Source organism: Frankia sp. KB5, assembly GCF_002099325.1.
Taxonomy (GTDB): Bacteria; Actinomycetota; Actinomycetes; order Frankiales; family Frankiaceae; genus Frankia; species Frankia casuarinae.
Map to the genome: position 1 here is coordinate 24,236 of NZ_MRUJ01000001.1, position 16,011 is coordinate 40,246.

Consider the following 16,011-nt stretch of genomic DNA (forward strand, 5'->3'; position numbering starts at 1 on the left):
GTTCCGGATTCGCCGAATGCGTCATCGCGAACGGAGCGGGATGCGGCCGGCGGGACGGCATCCCAGCCGGCATCCCCGCCGTCGGGTTATCGCCGGGCACCGACCGGTAGCGGCCTCGTCTTGAGAGATCGCCACGAGCGATCCGGGTAACCGGGGCCTCCCGCCGCGATMCACCGCGCGAGCGTGCGCGGGTCAGGGGTGGAGCCGGTCAGCTCCCTGATCCGGACGCTCAGGGCCAGCAACGCCTCGGGGTGGTCGAGGTAGAGCCGGCGCTCCAGTCCCCCGGCCCGTCTGGCCAGCACCAGGGCCAGCCCCGCGAACGACTCCGCCCGCCCCGGACGGGCCTGCAGCTCCCGGCGGAACTCCTCGGCCGCGCGGCCGAGGTCTCCGCGCACGTAGAGCAGGTCTCCGAGGGTCGCGTTGACGGGCCAGGCCGCCGGATCGAGCCCGGCAGAACCAGCGAGCCCGGCGAACCGGTCGGGCATGGCGAACCGCAGCGAGGTCAGTGCCTGCCGGGCGTGGCGGTGCGGGCTGTACGGCTCGGTCTGGGGGACGAGGCGGGACGACGGCGCTACCGGCCGTCCGCAGGGCCGACCGGCAGCCCAGTCCCGCGCCCATCTCTCGATGTGGTCGCGGTCGGGCCGGCGGTTACGCAGCCGCCAGACGACGGCGACGTCGCGCAGCACGGTGGCGGCTGTGGTAGTGGCCGCGATCGGCAGGTCGGCGGCGATCCAGACGTCGATCCTGGCGCCCATGGCCGAGACGAACCGGCGGCCCGCCTCGGTGAGCCCGGCCGCATCCCGCAGCACGGGCAGCACCGCCGAGACCGCGTCCCGGCACCAGGCGAACTCGTACGCCGCGCCCAGATCCGACCCGGCGCCGTCCCGGGCCCACCGCCCCGCCCAGAAGGCCGCGATCTGGGCGAAGGCGAAGGCGCCGTGCAGCAGCGGGGCGAGTGGCCGGGGGTCGGGCCGCCAGGGAGCGTAGTGCACGGAGCCGTCGTGCGGGCCGACCAGGGGCGCAAGATCGCTCAGCATCTCCAGTCTGGTGTGCGCCGCCTCATGCACGACGGTGATGGCAAGCCACAGCGCGTCGGTCGGCGGGCTGACCATCAGCGCGCCGAGCGCGTCGATCACGGTGACGCCGGTGCCGGGCCGGTCCGGGACCTCACGCAACGGGACCAGCGCCGACAGGACCGCGGCGGCCTCCTCCGCCCGCACCCCGTCGTCGCCCGCGAGCACACTCCAGGCGCCGTCGAGCAGGCGCTGCCACCGGGCCGCCGCCTCGTCGCAGCGCGCGGCGACGGGCAGGGGAAGCGTGTCCGCGGCCCGGAACGGGTCGGTGTCCTCCAGCGTCAGTGCGATTCGGTGACCGTCGACAGTGCTCGACAGCATGCGCGCCGGAGTCCAGCCGTCACCACCGGCCGGTCCCCACCCGGCGCTGCCACGCAGCGTCACCCGCCGGTCGGACACGTGCGCGACGCCCCAACCGCTCGTGGCCCCCGACCCGACGACGCCCATCGTGGGGATCGACACCAGCCCGTCGATGATCCGCACCGGCACCCGGCACGGCATCCGGGCCCGCAGGGCGGCGGCCACCGCGATCCCACCCACATAACCGAGGCGGTCGAGGTCGGGTCCGGCCGACCCCTGCCAGCACCGCCGCAGGCTGCCGGCGAGCCAGGTCCCGATCGTCGGGTGCAGGAGCAGGTCGTGGACGGCGTCGCGGGCCCGCCGCTGAGCGTCCCCGAGCACCCGCAGCGCCTCATCTACGCAGGTGCGCGTCGCGTCGTCGAGGTCGGCGTTCTCAAGGCCGCGCAGCAACGCCCACAGCATCAGCATCCGTTTGCTGATCTGACCCCGCAGCAGCTCGCGCAGCGGTGCGGCACCCGGCGACCCGCCCGCCACGGCCTCGATGTCCCTCGGGGTGATCCGATGCCGGGCGACGGGTGGGGAGACCACCCGACGGGCGGATCCGGTAGGACGGACGAGCCGCCGAGAGGCGTGGGTCATGGCGCCACCCGACGTCATGGCGCCACCCGACGTCATGGCGCCACCCGACGTCATGGCGCCACCGKACGCGGGCCGTCCGCCCGAACAGGCGGCGGCCCCGGGCAGACGCGGCGGCTTCGGGGGGTCGGTGCCGTCCGGCATCTCCCCGAAGGATGTGGTCCTGGGCAGGTAGTCGGTCAGGTCCAGATCCCCGCCCAGGGCCAGAGCTACGTCCCCGGGCAGCGGCCTGCCCGGGTAGCCGATCCAGGCGGCGATCCAGCGCTGCCATTCTCCCGAGGGTGGACCCGCGAGGGAGGCAAGCCGGTCGACGTCGACCTCGCAGAGATCCACCAGACCGGACGGCACGGGCATCAGATCGTGGGCCATGAATGTGGGGCCTCCCCACCAACGGGTACGCGTCGGCGCGACGCGGGGACCTGCTCGACGAAGAATACGCGAGGACATCGACAATGATCCCGTCCATCGACGGGATTCGCCTGGCGTCATCCGGCGCCTTTCAACAGCCGTACGAAGCCGTCAGTCGGCGGACGAGCAGCTGGAAGCGGCGGTCGGCTTCGGACACCCGACGCTGATCCAGGGTGACGCCCATCAGGAACTCGTCACGGCTGAGGCGATGAAAGTACAGCGCACCCTTCTCCACGTCGAGAACGGTGCGGGTCAATCGGCGGTTCAGGACCGATCGCAGCAGACCGTCGAGCAGATCGCTCAGGGCGAGGAACTTGGCGGCGACCTTGACGAGACCCTCCCGGCGGGCCTCCCGGCTCAGACCGACGAAGAATTCGTTGAGGTCGTCGTGGTCCATCAGGTCGGCGGCGCTCACCGTGCCGCCGCGCACCAGGGCCATGTACTGGAGGTCACCGGGCTTCAGGACGCTGACGGCCTGGGCCTGGAACTCCTCCTCCCGCGAGTCCCCGGCGGGTGACCAACGCCGTTTGATCAGCGATGCCCAGGGATTGGCGAACACCGGCGCCGACGGCCTCGGCAACGACACGAATGGATGAGAGCCGGTGTCCGGGCTACCGTCGGCGCGGGTGGGCGACGGAAGGAACGTGCCGTCCCCCCGGTGATAGCCGCCGTAGTTGGGGTCGCCGATCCCCCGGGCCGCCCGGATTTCCGTCGCGGTCCGCGAGAGCGTCAGGTCAGCGGACTCGATGGCGTCCGCGCCGAGGGAGACCCCGACGATGTACTGCCCCTCGTCGACGTCGAAGTAGAGCACCGCCCGGTCCTGCGCGGCGAAGACCGTCCGGATTAGCCGCCCGTTGGCGAGAGCGGCCAGCGAGGTGTTCAGCTCCGTCATCCGGTGGTTTAGCTGCCGGCCGATGATCTCGTAGTCCCGGCGGGCCCGTTCCACCGTGCGTGAACCACGGAAACAGTCGGCCAGCCGCGGATGGTGCAGAAGATCGGCCGACACCGTCGGCAATCCGTGGACGTAGTACTCGAGATACTGGGCACCCGTGACAGCCACCGTCCCGCGGAACTTCTGCCGGATGCCGTTGTATTCGTCGCCGACATGCGGCGCGGTGACGATGCGGGGTTCGACAACATCATCAGGAACAGTCACCATCAGCTCATCCTTCTGCCGCTCCCGGCGGGTGGCGGCCGACGCCGGACCGGAAACCCCGGTCCGGGCGGACCGGCCGCCGGCGGATTGCCACTGTGCACTCGTCGCTCGACCTCATCACGCTACTCAGATGCTGGAGATGTCGATGTCGACTTCTCGATGGCCACGCCCACCGCCGGCCTGCCGGCCGGTGAGGACCGCCAGGTTCTCCCGCATTATCGGGAGGTAGGGATGGCTGCTGTCCAGTGACATTTCGGATTCGCGCAACAGATCCTCGTCCAGCGCCCGGGCCGCCTCGGTCTCGCCGAGGGCCGCCAGGCTCGCGGCGTGGTTCACCCCGGCGGCCAGCGCGAACGGGTGGTGCTGGTAGAGCTCGTCGACCAGCGTGAGGTGGGCCTGCTCGGCCAGTGCGCGGGACTCCGCCAGCCGCCCGTCCGCGCGCAGGTAGATGGACAGATCCGAGCGGCAGATGTTCGTGAACGGATGCTCGGGGCCGTGGAGACGTTCGTACTCCCGCAGGCACGACTCGGCCTCGACGGACGCCCGGTGGTGCTCGCCCAGCGCGTGCAGATGGCCGGCACGGCTCAGCAGGCAGGCCAGGGTGCCCAGGTCGGACGCCCCGTAGATCTCGGTGTAGCGCTCGAGCGTCTCACCGGCGAGGCGGCTCGCCGCGTCCGGGCTGCCCCGCAGGCGCAGGACGACCGCGAGATGCTTGTTGCAGCGCAGGGTCAGGTGCGTCGTCGCCCCCTCGATGCCGGCGAGGTTGGTCGCGGCCTCCCGCAGCAACCGCTCCGCCTGCTCCAGCTCGCCCAGCTCCCGATGGCAGATCCCGGCCCGCGCCTGCAGCCACCAGAACTGCGAGGTGCCCTCGGCCCCCGCCAGGCGTAGCCGCGCCATGGTGTCCAGGCTCAGGTGGAGCGCCTCGCGGGCCCGCCCGTCCAGGAAGGTGGACAGCGCGAGGTTGCTCGCGGCCATGAGGGTGTCGAGGTGGTTGTCGCCGAGCCGGTCGCGGAAACCGACCAGGGTGCTGCTCTCCTCCGCGGCTGCCTCGGCGTACCGGCCGAGCTCCCGGATGTCGATGCCGTAACTCATCGCGGTGATCAATGTGTGGCGATGGAAAATGCCCAGGTGGCGGCGCTGGCGGGCGAGGGTGTCGGTGTTCAGGTCGTACGCCTCCTGGAACCGTCCCAGACCGCGGAGCACCATGGCCAGGTGGGCGGCCATCCGCAGGGTCAGCGGGTCGTCCGCTCCGAACAGGTCGCGCCATCTGCGCAACGCATCCTCGGCGATGCCGCGGCCCAACTCCAGCCGGCCGGACCGCCACATCACATACACCTGGGACACCAGCCACTGCCGAACCTTGGGTGCCGGGCTCTCCATCGCCTCGGAGGCCAGGATCTGACCCTCCAGCATCCGGTAGATCGGCCAGCCCGCGGCGGCCGAGGGCCGCGGAGCGGCCGCGGCGATGTCCGCGAAGATGCCGAGCACCGCCTCGCGGGCGGCGGTCCGCTCGGCGGGCTRCATCCGTTCGACGAGGAGCCGCTGCCAGCGCGCGGCGAGGCGGAACTGACCGTCGGGTACGGTGTCGACTTCGGCCAGCCGGGGCTTGCGGATCTCCGCCCACAGCTCGGGCAGCACGGTCGGGTCGGCGATCGCGTCGTCCCCCACCGCCTCGGCGAGATGGCGCAGCATCACCGGGGATTCCAGCAGGGCGAGCGGCACGCCCTGCGGGGCCAGGAAGGCACACAGTTCCAGCAGCCGGGCCGCCGCCCGCCGGGTCGCGCGGTCGCTGGTGCGCAGGGTCTCGAACGACACCGTCCAGGTTGCCTGCTCGGGTGCGACCCCGGCGAGCTGGGTGAGGTAGGCGTCGACGGCACGATCGTCAACCGGCACTCCCCGCCGGTCCTGGCGAAGCCGCCCGACCGCAGTGCGCAGGCCCGACGGCTGATGCCGTAGCCGCTCGGCGATCGTCGCCAGCCGGTCCTCACCGACCTCGGGCAGCCACCGGCGCAGGAACGCCCGGCTCTCGGCCGGGGTGAACGGGTCCACCCACAACGCGCCGGGTTCACTGTCCCAGGCCGGATCCGCCGAAGTCAGCAGGACATGGCCGTTGCCGGTCGGGACGGGCAACAGCCCGGCCAGCGTCCGCGGGTCGGCGGCGCCGTCGTAGACAAGCAGCCAGCGCGCCGAGGGGTCGCCTTGGCGCAGCGCGTCCAGGGCGACCCGTTCGAGCTGCTCGCTCGGGGAACGCTGCGCGTCCGGGACGTCGCTGCCGGGACGCAGCCGCTCGGCGAGGTCGCGCAGGCCCGCCCGGACCGAGGCGGCGTCACCCGCCGAGATCCAGTGCACGATGTCGTAGTCGGAGTCGAACCGGTGCGCGTACTCGGCCGCGATGGCGCTCTTCCCGACGCCGTCCGGGCCGAGCAGGGGACACAGCCCGCTCGGTCGGCCCCCCGGCAGCAGCCGGTCGCGCAGCTCGTCCAGCACCGCGTGCCGTCCGACGAACGGCTGGGCGAACCTGGCCGGCACCGACCAGAAGCGGGGCCGGCGGGCCGGGTACCGGGGTGCGACCACCCGCAGGTCGTCGAGTCGGGCCCGCGGAACGGGCAGCCCCAGCCCTTCGAGGACCACGACCCCCGCGTCCCGCTCGTTCCGCGCGGGCAGGGAGATGATCTCGGCTCCATGGTAGRCGGAGTCGAGCCGCATCGAACCCACCTCGACGACCACCACCCCCGCCCGCGAGCCGCGCTGGCGGATCCGGGTCTGGATCTGCTCGCGCACCAGGGACTCACCCGGGGTGTCCGGGCCCAGATGCGGTGATCCGATCACGATCAGTGACTCGACGGCGGGGAAGTCGGCGGGGGTCAGCGCCATCGGGGGCAGCGGTCGGATCCGCACCCCGGTGGCTCCCAGCACCGACACCAGCCAGTCCGCCCAGGGCCGGTCCTCGGGCGCCCCAAAGATCGCCACCGACCGCGGAGCGGGCGGTCCGTACTGCTCGAAGTCCCGCAGCACCCGCTCCCGATCCTGTGGCGGGACGGGGCGCGCATCGATCGGGGCGCCGGCAAGCTCTCCGGCGAGCATCCGGTAGGCGGCCTGGACGCCGAGCCGGCTGGCGGGATCCTCCTGGAAGGCCGCCAGGACCTCCTCGTAGGCGTAGACCGCCTTGTAGGGGATCTCCAGGCCGATCAGAAAGCTCCGCTGTGCCTCCGGGTCGGAACCGCACAGGTCGGCCAACACCGGGCGGAAGGCGTGGAACGCCGCGCGGCGGCGCAGTTCCTGCTTGCGCTGCTCGGTGTCCTCGACCCGCATCGGGACGGGCAGCACCCGGATGTCCCGCTTGCTGTTACGGATCTCGCGGGCCACCCCGGCGCCGCCGTCGATGGACTGGTTGTTCAGCGCGAATCCGATGACGACGGTGTCCGGCAGGAGCTGGGTGCAGACGCCGGCCGCGTCCGAGGTGCCGGTCCGGCTGTCGATGAGGACGTAGTCGTAGTCGGCGAACCGCATGCGCTCACGCAGCGCGGCGAAATACGCCCGGCCGTCGGCGTCCTCGAACAGCGTCGACCAGGGCACCGTGGCCACCAGCACCGCGCTCGTGGACGTCTGCCGGCCGGGACCGAGGAAGTCGATCCGTCCGACGCCCGGGAACCCGGGCCACTCGATGGTCTCGATGTTGTGCCGGAAGTCGCCGTGCAGGGCGATGATCTCGCGCACCGCGTCGGCGTCCGGCACGGAGGCCTGCTCCGCGGATGTCGACGGCGGCGCGTCCTGGAGCCGGTCGATCTCCCGGATGAAACCCTGGAGCATCTCGGTGACGCCGTCACTCGAGTCCAGCTCCCTGTTCTGCAGAAACGGGCGGAAATACCGGTGCAGGCCGGGAGACTCCAGATCCCAGTCGACGGTGAGAACCCGCTTACCCGAGGCGGCGAGCAGCCAGGCGACGTTCGCCAGTGCCATCGTGYGCCCCGAACCGCCCTTGTAGGAGTAGAAGGTGATGATCTGCGCCGGCCTGCCGGCGCGCCCGCCCGGCGTGTCGTGACCCGCCGGTTCCGGTGGTTGCCTGGAAAGTTCAGTCATCGTCATCGTCCAGTTCGGCGGCGCCGGCACGACGCAGGATGGGTCGACGGGTGTGCTCGGGATCGGCCATCCGCCATCGACGCTCCCGGCCACCGGCTCGGGCCGGAGCCATGGCCGCCGAAGCCATGGCCGCCGGGGTTGGAGCCGCCGGGGTTGGAGCCGTGCGAACCGTCGAGGCCAGGGGGACCAGGGGAGCCGGCGGGATCAGCAGCGTCGCGGAGCTGCCGGCAGACCAGCGGGTGCCCCGGCCCCGACCGGCCGACACCCAGTCCGTCCGCCCCGACCGCTCGACGAACTCCACGTCACGCGTGGACAGTGCCGGCGGCTCGTCGCCGCGGGCACGCACGATCAGTTCACTGACCCGTTCGGTCAACTGCTGGTACCAGACCGAGGCGGAACCGGTCCGGATCAGCTGCAACGCGCCGCTCGCCGTGTAGCCCGCGCCGAAGTCGCCGACAAGCATCCCCGCCTCCGCGATCTGAGCCGGCACGGGTACCGATCGGATGGACCAGGGAACACCGACCAGCGCCGGAGAGCTCCGACCGGTGAAATGGTGGTGCCACCGCAGCCGTTCCCGGAACAGCGACCACTCCAGCAGGCACTGGTGGTCGGTGAAGTAGGCGTCCGAGTACAGCGCCACCATCACCGGCGCCAGGAGCGCATCGGGATTGGACCGGCCCCCCGTCGCCGGCGAGGACTCCGCCGCGCCGGCCGCCTCGCCAGTGAACACCTCACGATAGCCGAGGCGCTCGTAAACCGCATTCTGTACATCTCCGAAGAAACGTTCGACATAGCTGCTGTCACCGCCGGCGAGCGCGTGATGGACCAGAAAGAACGGTGTCACAGGTCCCCCTCACGCCGTTTTTCGGCGCAGGGCCTCTGCCCTACCATCGCACCCGGGCCTCCCACGTCCACGGCAGCTCGCACAGGTCGGACCACATTCTTCACCGCGGGGATCCGGGTACGGCGGGACGGTCGCGGCGCGCTGCCGCCGGGTGCCGGCCGTGGGGTGTTCGTGCAGCTCATCACGGCTCCGTGCAGCTCACGGCTGATGGTGGAACGGGGAACGGACGAGCTCCGTCACCTCGGCGTCCAACGGCGGCAGCTGGTCGCGAGCGACATCCATGACCCGGTAGGCCAGCAGACTTACATACTCCGCGAAGGCGGCGGGATGGCRCATCAAATCCAGGACCGGAAGGTTGTCATACTGACGACCAAGCTCCATATGCGCGATGTGGAGTTCACGGGCCGCCTCGGGTACCTCGGCGTCCCGCCGCAGCCAGGGCACGGGAATGATCCCGGACGGCGGGTTCCCGCCCGGCTTGGTCGCCCGGCGGATACGTTCCTGAAAAACGCCGAACTCCCGGCCGCACCAGTCGCTCTCAAAGTAGTCGTCACACCACAGCGCGACCAGCACCGGAGCCGTGCGCACCGCGTCGCGCAGCGAGGTCGGCCAGTGCTCCCCGCCGCCCAGCCGGTCGGCGTCGAAGAATCCCGTCGGCCGGATCCGGCGCCGGACCTTGCGGCGCAGCTCCAGCTCGAGCTCCCGATGGAAGATGGCCACGCGATCCCGGTCGTCGCGGTGCGCGTGGCTGGTGAAGAAGTAGTAGGTCGGGGTGCCCGACGGCCCGTGGCTGGGCGGGGGTGAGGAGGGCACTCCAGACAGCAGCGGTGGCCAGGAGGGAAGCTGGTAGGCGGGCACCGGTGATGACATGCCGGGCAGCGCCGAGCCCGCGCCGCTCCAGTGGGATTGCAGCTCGGTCACCAAGCGCCGGAAGTCCACGACGGACCGGTCGTCGCGCGGCGCGACCAGGTCGAGGGCCTGCAGCAAGGCGTCGAGCATGCCGGGATCGGGCTGGCCGACCGCCTCGCTGACCAGCGTGGTCAGGCGGACCGCGACGACCGGGGAGGTCAGCGCGATCGTGCGACCGAGGATCCGTGTCAGCTCGTCGAACCAGTGGTCGAAACCGGCCAGGTCAGCGATGTACTCCACCCGCATCAGGGCCGCGACGAGCTCGTCGACCTCCCGGGGGGGCCAGCCGTGCTTGTTGATCACAGGAATCGATGGTGCCCGCGCCGCGTTGCGCCCTACCGGGTCACGTACCTCGCCTGCGACCATGACGGCGGCCCCGGCCCCGGCTGCGGCCCCGGACGCGGCCCCGGCGGGGGTTCCGGAACCACGCATCGCCTGGGCCCGGGACGACTGGTCACCGCCGGCGGCGTCCCGGACGGCCGGCGTCGGCCGCGACGCCGCCATCTCCAGCAGGCGCCGACACAGTTCCGGCGACACGACCGCCTCGCGGATCAGGTACCCGGCGATCTCCGCGAGCAGGGCGGGCCGGTGTCCGACCAACTCCCCCAGCTGGGCGGCGGTGGCCGGGTCGACCATCGGCGCCGCGCTGGTGAGCAGCATGACCGACTCGCGACGACGCAATGGCCCGATGGGCATCGTCCGGTCCCGCCAGGCGCCCACGGCGCGGTCGGCGATGATGATCACATGCGCCTCGCCGTCGGGCAGGAACTCCGCCACCTCGTCCGGACTGCCCACACCCGCGAAGATGACCAACCATCCCGCGGTGGACTCCGGCCCGGCGTCGGCCGCGCCCGGAGGGGGGCCGGGAAGTTCGGTGCGGGCCCGCTCGTAGAGCTCGCCGATCTGCCCGGGGACGGCGGCGGTCGTCGAGCAGTCCACCCACCACGAGACGTCGTAGCGCAGCTTGAACCGATGCTGGTACTCGCCGGCGAGCTCGGTCTCCCCGATGTCGGACTGGTCCCCCTCCGGCACCAGCACCACCCGCCGATGCCGGGTCAGGCCGTCCCAGATGCGTTCCAGCTCGTCGTCGCGACCGGCGAACAGCTCGTTCTCCCGGCGGCTGCGCCACACCGGGGGCGCATCGCCGGGCCGACGACCGGGCCGGGCGTAGGCGTTCATCGCCGGGCTCCCGCCCGTATCCCCGCCAGCAGTCCGTCGACCGCGGTCGGCTCGAACCGGCTCAGATCCAGCTTCGGCAGCGTCCGCAGCGGCTCGGGTAACGGTTCGCGGTCGATGACCGCCCGGATGACCTGATTCTCGAGCGGTCCCGCCAGCCCCAGCCGCTCCCACGCCTCGATCTCGGTCTCGCCGGGGTTCTCCGGGCGGGGCGGCCGGTAGTGCCGCGACAGCAGGGCCACGGTGACATCCGGCCGGCGCGCGGCGATGCGGTCAACCGTCTCGGCCAGCCGCTCACCTCTACTCTGCGCCCATCTGACCTGCACGACCCGGTGGGAGCCGCGGCGCAGCAGGTATTCGAGCCAGTCCGCCCACTCCTGGTCGGCGCCGACGTAGCTGATGGCGACCAGACGGGAGACCTCCGCCAGCGGCGTCTGCGGCGACGGTACGTCAGACGCCACCGGCGGCGTGGTTCGGCGGGAGGTGGTAGTCGGCGTGGGCACGGGGGGTGCCGTCCCGATCGAAGCCGCGCGCCGCGCCTCGTCGCCGTCGCCGTGGGTCCGGAAACCGGCTCTCCCGTTCCCGTTCACGTTCCCRTTCCCGTTCACGGACCCGGCCAGCGGAAGGAAGGGGGGCATCGCTTCCGACGGGTCCCCGGACGAGCCGGGGTGGGAGCCGAAGGCCGCGGCGGCGCGGCGCACCGCGAGGTCGGGCACCGGGTCCAGGGTGATCTGCTGGGCCGCGACGATCCGCGCCGCGAGCATGCGGACGAACCAGTAGTACCCGCCCGCCCCGAGCAGCATCTTGCGCATCATCCAGAGCAGGCCGCGCTGGCGATAGGTGTCGGGGAGTCCCGCGCTCGCGTCCGCGAGATCCCTCGTCGCGACCGCCGGGACGGGATCCTGCGTCGGACGCCACAGCACCCGGAGGAAACCGTCCTCCAGTCTGGTCGCACCGGCCTTGCTGAAATTTTCGATGCGCGAGTGGAAGACCTCCCACTCGCGCCCGCACCAGGCGTCCCTGAAAAAGGGATCGGAACAGAGCGCCACCATCACGCGGGTTCCGCCGGCGCCGGCGGCCAGGGCCAGGTCGGCGTCCATGCCGGGACGCGGACGGGTGTCCAGGATTCCGCCCACCGCGGAGCCGACCTGAACCCGCAGCTCGTACTCGAGATCGGCGTGAAAGCGCTGCACCCAGCGCCGATCCTCATCTGCCGCATAGGAGATGAAGAAGTAGTTCTTCATCGGRTACCCTCAAAAGCCAGCACCATGCGCCCCCGAACCTACCGTCACCCGGCGGACGGTGGCATCAGACGCTATCAGCCGACCGGCGGCATGGCGATGGCCACCCGCCCGGTTTCCTCAATGATCGTTCAACAACGATCGTTCAACACGGACGTGGCGGGTAGGCCGGTCCATCGAGCACGTCCCACGTTCCACGTCCCACGTTCTGTGGACGTCCACCGCCGGCCACCGGATGCCCCGGGCGGACCTCTCTGCTTTCCGTCAGATTTCCGTCAGCGCGTTTTCCCGGCGGCCTCCCTCAGCGCACTTCCCAGTGCTCGGGTTCGAGCCGAAGCCAACGATCAATCTCCGCTCGCCACCAGATCCGGGTCCCGCCCCAGGTGGCGGTGCGATTTACCACCGCGGCCGGGCTCGGCGCGGCCGGATCGATCCGGAGCCGATGGTCGACCGCCTGGCGGGTCAGACCCAGCGCCCGAGCGATGTCACCGGACCCGACAAGCAACGGTAGTCGATCCACGGTTGCCGACGTTAGCCAATTCGGGCCGGCCGATGCCGCCGGTGGCCGCGCTCCGTCCCCGGCCACGATCCTGGAGACTGCGCAACGATGCCGACACCAATCGGTCGGTGACCATTCCTCCCCAGTAGGCTACCGGTCGTCGGACACCCGTCGCCGCTCGCGACCAGCAGGACCGGCCGAGACCGGTCGGGACAGTCTCCTGGATGCACGCACCAGCGACACGCTCATGTGCTTGGGTAGTCACGTATCGCGAACATCGCACCGGCCGGGGCCGCCGGGCCGGAGAACGTCGTGGGATCGGAGAACCGTGGGCATTGACGTCGTCAAGGGTGGAAGCGTCGCGCTCACCGGAGCCACCGACGGCCTGACGCACATCACCGTCGGCCTCGGCTGGGATCCGAATGCTCCCGGATCGGAGGAGTTCGACCTGGACGCGAGCGCCATTGCCCTGCAGGCGGACGGGCGAGCTCCCAACCGCAGCTATTTCATCTACTACAACAACCTCAGTAGTCCGCGCGGCGAGATCGTGCACCGCGGTGACAACCTCACCGGTGAGGGTGCGGGCGACGACGAACAGATCGAGGTGCGTCTCGACCTGCTGTCCAGTGCAATAACGCGCATCGTCTTCCCGGTCAGCATCCATAACGCCGACTATCGACACCAGAGTTTCGGCGACGTGACCGACGCCTATATCCGGGTCGTCAACGCGTCGACCGATGACGAGCTGGTGCGGTACGACCTCACCACCGYCGCCGCGCGGGACACCTCGATGTTGTTCGGTGAGCTCTACCGGGATCAGGACGGCTGGCGCTTCCGGGCGCTCGGCCAGGGTGGGGTCAGCGGCCTGGCTGCGATCGCCCGCAGCTACGGCCTGGACGTCTGACGCGGCCTGGGCACCTCACGTGACCTGGGCACCTCACGTGACCTGGGCACCTGACGCGGCTTGAACGTCTGACACCGCCGGGCGCCGACAGGGGAATGGCGGGCGGCGCGGCCGCTGTCCCCGGCGCCGTGGGTGTACCGGGACGGACCGAACCGGCCTGGAAGATCAGCGTGGGATGGACGTGTGCTTGAACTCGTTCAACTCGGGCCAACCGGTCACCAGGTCGACGATGCGCTCCACCGCACGGATGGAACCCGCCGGGTCGGCACCGAGCGGCGCACGGTTCATCAGCCGGACGAACACGGCCTGATCACCGGCGATCCAGGTCGGCACGCCCCAGACGGTATGCGAGGCGACGTACTGCTCGTGCTCGGCGCGGACCTTGTCGAGAGCGCCATCGTCAACCCGGGCAAGCACCTCGTCGGCGGGCAGCCCCACCCCCGCGAGCGTCTCCTGGATGACCGCCCGGTCCTCCAGGTGACGGCCCTCGTCGTGACGCGCCGCGAACAGCGCCCGGTGGGCGGAGGGGAACAGATCCGGGTATTCGTCGCGGACGACGACGCCGGCCTGCAGGGCGAGGATCCCGGAGTCCTGCTCGGGCTTCTCCCAGACGGTGGGTTGCCCCTCCTCCACGTGCGCCTGCCCCAGCGAGAACGGGAGAAAGGTGACGTTCCAGTCGGCACCGGCCGCGAGACCAGTCAAAACGTGTTCATGTGCGTTGCGGGCGAACGGGCAACGGTAATCCCAGGTGATCGCGAAGGTGACAGAAGTCATGTCGCGGACAACACCGGGGCCGGTCCCGGTGTTCCAGCCAGCCCCGGTGTTCCAGCCAGCCCCGGCAGCCTGCTCAGCGGCAGCCTGCTCAGCGGGCACCGCGGCGCCGGCCTGATACCCGAGGCGGCGGAGGCTGCCGCGGCATCGGGTGGGGCGCCCGGCCGGGTGGATCGATCCCGGCCGGGTCCAGGCCCCGCCGCGCGGCGATCAGGCCACGCAGGTAGACCACGGTCGCGATGATCACGGTGATGTCGTCGATCAGGCCGATCGGCCCCAGCGGAATCTCCGGGACGGCGTCCACCGGGGAGATGACGTAGGCGAGGCCCGCCAGGGTCGCCACGAGGCCCCGCAACGGCAGCCGGTACTTCCGGACGGCGACCAGCGCGGCCACGGCCAGCGCCAGGACGATCATGACGAGAGCCCCGAGGGCGACGAGCAGCCCGATTCCGACGCTGTCACTCATCGCTGCCCACCACTCATCGCTGCCCGCTGTCGTTCATCGCTGTCCACTCCCGCAAGATCGGCTGGATCCGTCGGCTCATCGTGTCGTCCTCGAGGGATCGTCACCGATCCCTCGCGATGATCCTCGATCAGGATGCCCACCCGGCGCCATCTCGAACACCGGAACAGCATTTTCATCTGGCGGACACGCCGGTGGCCGCGCCGGTAGGCTTCGCCTTGTGTCCCGGACGGATTCCCCGGTTTCGCCCGGGCGGCTGCTGGCCGTCAGTGACGTGCATGTCGCCTACCCCGAGAACCGGCGGATGGTGGAGGACATCGCACCCGGATCATCCGACGACTGGCTGATCCTCGCCGGTGACGTCGCCGAGACGATCGCCGATATCGAGACGACGCTCAAGCAGCTCAGCGGGCGTTTCGCGAAGGTTGTCTGGGTGCCGGGGAATCACGAGCTGTGGACTCCCAAGCAGGACCCGGTGCAGCTGCGCGGCGAACAACGCTACCGGCATCTCGTGGAGATCGCCCGCGGGCTGGGCGTCGTCACCCCGGAGGACCCTTATCCGGTCTGGGAGGGCGCGGGCGGCCCCGTTGTCGTCGCGCCGTTGTTCGTGCTCTACGACTACACCTTTCGGCCCGCCGAAACGGCGACGAAGGAGGAGGCGCTGGCCCTGGCCCGGGAAAGCGGGATCGTATGCACCGACGAATGGGTGCTGCACCCGGACCCGTATCCCACCATCGACGCCTGGTGCCGGGCCCGGGTCGCGCAGACCCGGGCGCGCCTCGGCGACATCGATCCGACAATGCCAACGGTGCTCGTCAACCACTGGCCACTCGTCCGTCAGCCCACCGCGGTACTGCGGTACCCCACATTCGCGCTGTGGTGCGGCACCACGAGCACGGCCGACTGGCACACGCGGTTCCGGGCCAGCGCTGTCGTCTACGGTCATCTGCACATTCCCCGCACCACCTGGTACGACGACGTCCGCTTTGAGGAGGTCTCGATGGGCTACCCTCGGGAACGCGCGGCGTGGGGCACGCCATGGTCTGGGCTACGGCAGATCCTGCCCTTCCCCGCACCGCCGGCCCGCCGGGACTGAGCGCGATGCCAGGATCGAGTTCCACGCCGGGATCGAGATTGGCGCCGGGGGCAGGCTCGGCGCCGCCGGGGGCGCCGGCTTCGACGTCAGGGACGGCTACCGGAGTAACGGGTACCGGAGTAAAGAGGGTGGATCCGCGCCTGCTCGCGAGCCTGCTGCCCGCCGCGGCCATCGCCGTCGAGGCGTTTGAGGACGATCCCTCGGCTGTGCTATTCCCCGAGGAGGCTGCGCTGCTGAGCCGCGCGGTCGACAAGAGGCGCCGCGAGTTCACCACCGCCCGGGTATGCGCGCATCGCGCGCTGGAGGGGCTCGGACTTCCGGCGGCGCCGATCCTGCCCGGTTCCCGCGGCGCACCCGGCTGGCCGGACGGAGTGGTGGGAAGCATCACCCACTGCGCCGGCTACCGGGCGGCCGCGGTGGCCCGGGCGGCGGAGGTCCACACCATCGGCATCGAC

The 16,011-nt window shown here is 71.1% G+C and carries 11 protein-coding genes and 1 pseudogene; 3 read left to right on the forward strand and 9 right to left on the reverse strand.

What is annotated here, in order from left to right; genetic code table 11:
- Positions 1–86: 86 nt before the first annotated feature.
- The 7 genes from KBI5_RS00100 to KBI5_RS00130 all read right to left on the reverse strand — a co-directional run bounded on the left by KBI5_RS00100 (position 87) and on the right by KBI5_RS00130 (position 12,343).
- On the reverse strand, positions 87–2,378 hold the full coding sequence (locus KBI5_RS00100) for an HEXXH motif domain-containing protein (RefSeq protein ID WP_085013981.1): 2,292 nt from the start codon (positions 2,376–2,378) through the stop codon (positions 87–89).
- 130 nt (positions 2,379–2,508) lie between these two features.
- Positions 2,509–3,576 (reverse strand): hypothetical protein, encoded by a 1,068-nt coding sequence (locus KBI5_RS00105; protein ID WP_011435953.1) that lies wholly within the window; start codon positions 3,574–3,576, stop codon positions 2,509–2,511.
- Between the two features lie 123 nt (positions 3,577–3,699).
- A complete protein-coding gene (gene fxsT, locus KBI5_RS00110; protein ID WP_116289811.1) occupies positions 3,700–7,653 on the reverse strand; it encodes an FxSxx-COOH system tetratricopeptide repeat protein in 3,954 nt (1,317 codons plus the stop codon).
- Complete coding sequence (locus tag KBI5_RS00115) at positions 7,646–8,497, reverse strand: hypothetical protein (protein WP_035910626.1); 852 nt, start codon at positions 8,495–8,497, stop codon at positions 7,646–7,648. The genes fxsT and KBI5_RS00115 overlap by 8 nt, the downstream gene beginning before the upstream one ends.
- Positions 8,498–8,695: 198 nt before the next feature.
- Positions 8,696–10,585 (reverse strand): toll/interleukin-1 receptor domain-containing protein, encoded by a 1,890-nt coding sequence (locus KBI5_RS00120; protein WP_085013982.1) that lies wholly within the window; start codon positions 10,583–10,585, stop codon positions 8,696–8,698.
- Positions 10,582–11,826 carry a toll/interleukin-1 receptor domain-containing protein gene (locus tag KBI5_RS00125; RefSeq protein WP_011435949.1) on the reverse strand — a complete coding sequence of 415 codons (1,245 nt, stop codon included), beginning with the start codon at positions 11,824–11,826 and terminating at the stop codon, positions 10,582–10,584. The genes KBI5_RS00120 and KBI5_RS00125 overlap by 4 nt, the downstream gene beginning before the upstream one ends.
- Before the next feature lie 298 nt (positions 11,827–12,124).
- Entirely contained in the window at positions 12,125–12,343 is a 219-nt protein-coding gene (locus tag KBI5_RS00130; protein ID WP_035730521.1) for a hypothetical protein, read from the reverse strand.
- Positions 12,344–12,650: 307 nt separating this feature from the next.
- On the opposite strand from KBI5_RS00130, the gene KBI5_RS00135 reads away from it, so the two are divergent.
- Positions 12,651–13,226, forward strand: coding sequence for a TerD family protein (locus tag KBI5_RS00135; protein ID WP_085013983.1), 576 nt, complete (start codon positions 12,651–12,653; stop codon positions 13,224–13,226).
- A gap of 165 nt (positions 13,227–13,391) precedes the next feature.
- Here the strand turns inward: KBI5_RS00135 and KBI5_RS00140 are convergent, their stop codons facing one another.
- Positions 13,392–14,000 carry a DsbA family protein gene (locus KBI5_RS00140; RefSeq protein ID WP_011435946.1) on the reverse strand — a complete coding sequence of 203 codons (609 nt, stop codon included), beginning with the start codon at positions 13,998–14,000 and terminating at the stop codon, positions 13,392–13,394.
- A gap of 88 nt (positions 14,001–14,088) precedes the next feature.
- Entirely contained in the window at positions 14,089–14,463 is a 375-nt protein-coding gene (locus KBI5_RS00145) for a DUF1232 domain-containing protein (protein ID WP_011435945.1), read from the reverse strand.
- A 217-nt stretch (positions 14,464–14,680) separates the two neighbouring features.
- Here KBI5_RS00145 and KBI5_RS00150 point away from each other — a divergent pair, with 217 nt between their 5' ends.
- Both KBI5_RS00150 and KBI5_RS00155 read left to right on the forward strand, forming a co-directional pair.
- Complete coding sequence (locus tag KBI5_RS00150) at positions 14,681–15,556, forward strand: metallophosphoesterase (protein WP_011435944.1); 876 nt, start codon at positions 14,681–14,683, stop codon at positions 15,554–15,556.
- Between the two features lie 140 nt (positions 15,557–15,696).
- Positions 15,697–16,011 (forward strand): annotated as a pseudogene (locus KBI5_RS00155) (4-phosphopantetheinyl transferase); the annotation flags it as partial.

Excerpts from the sequence above, each read along its gene's own strand:
- KBI5_RS00105 (WP_011435953.1), bottom strand. The coding sequence starts at position 3,576 with ATGGTGACTGTTCCTGATGATGTTGTCGAACCCCGCATCGTCACCGCG.
- KBI5_RS00140 (WP_011435946.1), bottom strand. The coding sequence starts at position 14,000 with ATGACTTCTGTCACCTTCGCGATCACCTGGGATTACCGTTGCCCGTTC.
- KBI5_RS00145 (WP_011435945.1), bottom strand. The coding sequence starts at position 14,463 with ATGAGTGACAGCGTCGGAATCGGGCTGCTCGTCGCCCTCGGGGCTCTC.